The organism is Streptomyces sp. (assembly GCF_036566765.1).
Taxonomy (GTDB): Bacteria; Actinomycetota; Actinomycetes; order Streptomycetales; family Streptomycetaceae; genus Streptomyces.
Genome location: NZ_DATCVQ010000655.1, coordinates 1 through 4,867 on the forward strand (window position 1 = coordinate 1; position 4,867 = coordinate 4,867).

General features: G+C 69.1%; 5 protein-coding genes and 2 pseudogenes. 4 read left to right on the plus strand and 3 right to left on the minus strand.

Features of this window, described 5'->3' with window-relative positions; all coding sequences use genetic code 11:
- Positions 1-49 precede the first annotated feature (49 nt).
- The gene (locus VIU94_RS37985) at positions 50-406 is read right to left on the minus strand and encodes a hypothetical protein (RefSeq protein WP_331919027.1); all 357 of its coding nucleotides are present in this window, start codon (positions 404-406) and stop codon (positions 50-52) included.
- Between the two features lie 86 nt (positions 407-492).
- The gene (locus VIU94_RS37990; RefSeq protein ID WP_331919029.1) at positions 493-1,683 is read right to left on the minus strand and encodes an MFS transporter; all 1,191 of its coding nucleotides are present in this window, start codon (positions 1,681-1,683) and stop codon (positions 493-495) included.
- 420 nt (positions 1,684-2,103) lie between these two features.
- Between VIU94_RS37990 and VIU94_RS37995 the strand changes: the two genes are divergently transcribed.
- Both VIU94_RS37995 and VIU94_RS38000 read left to right on the plus strand, forming a co-directional pair.
- A complete protein-coding gene (locus VIU94_RS37995) occupies positions 2,104-2,688 on the plus strand; it encodes a DinB family protein (RefSeq protein ID WP_331919031.1) in 585 nt (194 codons plus the stop codon).
- Between the two features lie 47 nt (positions 2,689-2,735).
- Positions 2,736-3,532 (plus strand): annotated as a pseudogene (locus VIU94_RS38000) (IS5 family transposase); the annotation flags it as partial.
- Between the two features lie 169 nt (positions 3,533-3,701).
- Here VIU94_RS38000 and VIU94_RS38005 read toward each other — a convergent pair.
- Positions 3,702-3,830, minus strand: a complete 129-nt coding sequence (locus VIU94_RS38005) for a hypothetical protein (protein ID WP_331919035.1) — start codon at positions 3,828-3,830, stop codon at positions 3,702-3,704.
- 128 nt (positions 3,831-3,958) lie between these two features.
- On the opposite strand from VIU94_RS38005, the gene VIU94_RS38010 reads away from it, so the two are divergent.
- Both VIU94_RS38010 and VIU94_RS38015 read left to right on the plus strand, forming a co-directional pair.
- Positions 3,959-4,111 (plus strand): hypothetical protein, encoded by a 153-nt coding sequence (locus VIU94_RS38010; protein WP_331919033.1) that lies wholly within the window; start codon positions 3,959-3,961, stop codon positions 4,109-4,111.
- 65 nt (positions 4,112-4,176) lie between these two features.
- A pseudogene (locus VIU94_RS38015) lies at positions 4,177-4,757 on the plus strand (dihydrofolate reductase family protein).
- The last annotated feature ends 110 nt before the right edge of the window (positions 4,758-4,867 follow it).

The window sequence follows — 4,867 nt, forward strand, 5'->3', positions numbered from 1 at the left end:
GTCGCACCACCACGGGAACCACAGGGGAAAGCGCGGCTTGCCCGCGGGCTCAGCCCGGTGGTTGGGCTCGGCTCCGGCGGGAGCGGACGGCGTGGGTCACGCGTGTCGCGCCGTAACCGATGAGCCAGGGCAGCACTGTGACGCCCACGACGTAGACGCCGAGAAAGCCCAGGAGGTCCTCCAGCCAGGTCTCCTCCTTCAGGCGGATCAGGCCGGCTATCTGGACGGTCCCCAGGACCCCTACCGGCACGGCCGGCAGCAACACGGACGTCAGGCGCGGCTTCCAGCCGGGTCGACGAGCACACCACACCCCTATCCCCACCATCAGAAACGGCCCGAACGGCACCCAGAGCACCACCGGGATGAACAGCAGCGCCAACCAATCGTCCGAGTATCCGAACATCATGCGGCATCCCCCCTGACATCAGCCGCCCCTCAGGCTTCCTGCCCCGCGGGGGTCGCGGGTGAACCGGCCTCTGCCGCCGACGCCGGTCAATGTCCTCCGGGCCGCATGCGTCGCAGCAGGTAGGCACCGGCGGAGGCGACGAGGACCAGCATGCAGGCGATGAACACCAGCCCCGCGCCCTCCAGACCGAGCGGATCGGCCAGCAGGCCGACGCCGATGACCGGGATCGAGATTCCCGTGTACGCGACCACGAACAGGGCCGAGATGACCGCCGCACGCCGGTCGGCCGGCGCAGCGGCGGCGACGACGGACAGCGCCGCGCGGAAGGCGAGGCCCTGCCCGGTGCCGCCTACGACGGCGGAGAGGACGACGAGCACCAGAAGCTCCGTGTACATCGCGCCGGCGAGGAGGACCAGGCCGATGAAGAGCACGGCGCAGCCCAGAGGCAGCGAGCGCGCCGCCCCGAAGTGGCCGACGGCCACTTGTCCTGCGGTGGAGGCGAAGAAGGCCAGCGCGACGACCAGGCCGCTGACGGCGTGATTGTCCACGTGCAGGTAGCGGGCGAGGAACGCGGGACTGACCGACGTGAACACGCCGAACAGGGCGAACCCCACGAAGGAGGCGATCGCCGCCGGCACGAACACGGCCCTCACCTGGGCCGGCAGCGCGGGTCGCTGCGGCCGTACGGACGCCAGGGACTTCCTCTCCCCCACCGTCTCGGGCAGCCCCAGCAGGACGACGGCCGAGACCGCGACCAGCGCGAGGTGCACGGCGAACGGCAGCAACAGCGGCGCGGGAGCGTACTCAGCGAGCAGGCCCGCCAGGAGAGGGCCGCAGCCCAGCCCGCCCATGTTGGCGGCCGTCGCCACGAGCGTCGCCCGGGAGGCACCGCCGGGCGGGGCCAGCTCCATGACGAACGCGGTGGCGGCTCCCGTGAACAGCCCGGCCGAGAACCCCGACAGCAGCCGGCCCGCGTACAGCCAGCCCACGGCGTCGGCGCACAGGAAGCAGACGGCGCTCGCCGCCGCGAACCCCAGGCCCCACAGCAACGTCGGCCGCCTGCCGATCGCGTCGGACGCATTGCCCGCAAGCAGCAGCACGCCGATGACACCGAAGGCGTATACGGCGTACACGACCGTGACCGTCAGCTCGGAGAACCCGAACTTCTCCTGATAGAGGGGGTAGAGCGGCGTCGGCAGCGTCGTCCCCGCCATACAGACCACGAACACCGCTCCGCCGAGCAGACACCTCAGCCACCCATGTCGATCACCCGGCATACCTGCGACCGTAGCCCGACCGACCGCATGCGCCACGGCAGCACGACGCACCAGGCCCAGACATCAACCCCCGTCCGGACCGACACCGGCTTCGCCTTCACCCGTCCACCGCAACGCGCCCCCTTCAGCCCCACGATCACGGTGGACGCATTCCCGCCACGCGAGAATGCGGGCGAGCGCGCGAATTCGCCGCCATAGCGTCTTCGTCGGGGTCGCTTGTCGCCGAGCGCTTCCAGAGGTGACCAACAAAAGTTGCTCGCTCCCGGCGGCAAACCAGACGTCTGGGGTCCGAACTGTGATGAGCAGGGCATTTTTAGCAGGTCAGGGCGGCGGCCATGGCCAGGCCTCGGCTCTGCCTGTCGCTGCGGACCACGTACGGGATCTTGAGACCACGAGCAGCCCATGGCAGGCTCATGCCGCATGATCGATGATTTCGCGAAAGACAACCTGCACGGGAGACTGCGGCGGGATCGCAAGGCACTGCTCTGGAAACTCGATGGCTTGTCCGAATACGACGCCCGCCGACCTTTGACAGCGACCGGGACCAACCTCCTCGGCCTGGTCAAACACGTGGCCGCCGTCGAGGCCAGGTACTTCGGCGAGGTCTTCGACCGCCCTTCCCCGGAACCGCTGCCCCGGTGGCAGGACTCCAACGGCAGCGATCTGTGGGCGACCGAGGACGAGACCCGCGATCAGATCATCGGGTTCTACCGGCGCACGTGGGAACACTCGGACGCGACGATCAACAAGCTTCCCCTCGACGCCCCCGGCCACGTGCCGTGGTGGCCGGAGCCTTATGCCGACACCAACCTGTTCGCCGTCATGGTCCATGTCCTCGGCGAGTCCATCCGGCATGCCGGGCACGCCGATATCCTGCGCGAGGGCCTCGACGGCCGGACAGGGTTGCGCCCCGAACACGAGCAGCAGATCGACGAGGAAGCCCGTGCAGCCTACTGCGCGAAGATCGAGCAGGCCGCCAGGTCGGCCGCACCAATCAAGGCTTAGAGGTTGTCTCACGTGACTTGATGTTCGTGCGGGGCATGATGCCGGTCGTGGGTGCTGATCCATCGAAGCGTCTGGTTCCTGATGAACTCTGGCAGCTGGCCGCCCCGTTGCTGTCGTCGTTCGCTGCTCGTGCGCAAGGTGGTGGGACCGCTCCGTTGACGAGCGGGCCGTGTTCACGGCAGTGGTGTACGCGCTGACCAGCGGCTGTGCTGGCGGCGTCTGCCGCCGACGTTCGGCACGTCGCCCGCCACCGCGCATCGCCGCTTCACGGTATGGACCGAGGCCGGCCTGTGGCGTCGGCTGCAGCGGGCGGTGCTGAACGAACTCGGGGCCCGGGGCGAGGTGGACTGGACCTCGGCGCTCGTCGACGCGGCCTCCGTTCGCGGCAAAAGAGGGGGGATCGCTGACCGGACCGAACCCGGTCGATCGCGGCAAGAAGGGCAGCAAGCTGCACGTGCTGTCCGATGCCCAGGGCGTCCCGCTCGCCGTCGCCGTGTCCGGCGCGAACATCCACGACAGCCTCGCCCTCAAGCCGCTCATCCGCGGCATACCCGCCGTCCGGTCCCGCCGGGGACCACAGCGGCGCCGACCCGTCAAACTCCGTGCGGACAAGGCGTACTTCTCCGCCGAACACCTGGCCTGGCTGCGCGAGCGCGGGATCGTCGCGCGCATCGCGCGGCCCGGCATCGAGTCCGGCGAACGCCTCGGTCGGCACTGCTGGAAGATCGAACGGTTGATCGCCTGGCTCTTGGGCTACCGCCGCCTCACCGTCCGATACGAACGAAAGGGCTCGCACTTCCTCGCCTTCCTCGGCCTGGCCGCCGCCCTGACCATGTTCCAGCGCGCGGCGTCCTGCGTCCTTCCAACAGGCACGGGTGCAGCGGGTGCAGTGGCCCAGCGGGCGGACCTTCGTGCCTCCATGGTGGTGTCCCTTTCTCTTCTCGGTCCCGGTCAACCGCGCGGGTCCTCCGGCTCCACAACGAGCGGCCCGACGGGGTCGGGTGCGCCGTCCGTCAGTCCTCGACCGCGTCCGGGTCCCGGTGGGGGCGCAGGCCCTGGCCGGGTCCGCTGGCCTTGATGTTGAACAGGTAGCGGCCCAGGAAGTTGATGTGCCGGTCCTTGAGCAGGGAGAGGCGGGCCACGTCCTCGTCCCTGATGTTCCAGGAGCTCATCGGCGTCACGCCGAAGCGGCCGGCCCGCATCTACCGCTTCGCCGTCACCGTGTTCGGGATCAACCCCGCCGGACCGGTCGACTGAGGCGACCTCGCCGGTGGCGCAGGCTACTTCGACCAGGCCCACTTCGGGCCACGAGTTCCGGGCGTTCACCGGGCTCACGCCGACCCGGTACGTCGAAGTCCAGCGGCGGTTCCTGCGCGAACATCCCGGCCACGCGCTGGACGGCTGGCCGCTGCCGGCCGGTTGATGTCTTACAAGAGCGACAACTCACGACACGCTAATTTGGGGCACCCCAAAGCAGAGGAGAGCCCCGTGGGCAAGGTGGTCATGTACAGCTCGGTGTCGGTGGACGGCTTCGTCGCGGACGAGAATGACCAACCCGGACCGCTGTTCGACTGGTTGTCCAGCGGTGACGTCCCGTTGGACGAGAGCGGCGAGCTGAAGGTGTCGCAGACGTCCTACGACTACACCCGGCCGTACTGGGACCAGATCGGAGTCACGATCGTCGGCCGCCACGTCTTCGACCTGACGGACGGCTGGGACGGGAAGCCGCCGGGCGGGATCGACCACGTGGTCGTCGTGACGCACCGGCCGGAGCCCGAGGGCTGGGCCCCAAGGCGCCGTTTCACTTCGTCGCCGGCGTCGAGGCAGCCGTGGCCAAGGCGCAGGAGCTTGCGGGTGACCGCATGGTCGAGGTCGCCGCAGGCGACGTCGGTGGCCAGGTGCTTGCCGCGGGCCTGATCGACGAGGTGCGCATGGACGTCGTACCCGTCGTGTTCGGGTCCGGCAAGCGCTACTTCGGGTCGGTCCACGCACAGCACCTGTTGGAGGATCCTGACGTGGTGATTCAGGGCAACCGGGTGCTTCACCTGCGCTATCGGGTGCGCCGTTGACCGATTTGAGCGGGTACACGAAGAAGTCCACTGCGAACGGTGAGCCAGGAGAATTCGTCGACGAACCCGCCACCGACGCCGACATCCTCGACGACGCGGGCAACCTCGCC

Excerpts from the sequence above, each read along its gene's own strand:
- VIU94_RS37985 (WP_331919027.1), bottom strand. The coding sequence starts at position 406 with ATGATGTTCGGATACTCGGACGATTGGTTGGCGCTGCTGTTCATCCCG.
- VIU94_RS37990 (WP_331919029.1), bottom strand. The coding sequence starts at position 1,683 with ATGCCGGGTGATCGACATGGGTGGCTGAGGTGTCTGCTCGGCGGAGCG.
- VIU94_RS37995 (WP_331919031.1), top strand. The coding sequence starts at position 2,104 with ATGATCGATGATTTCGCGAAAGACAACCTGCACGGGAGACTGCGGCGG.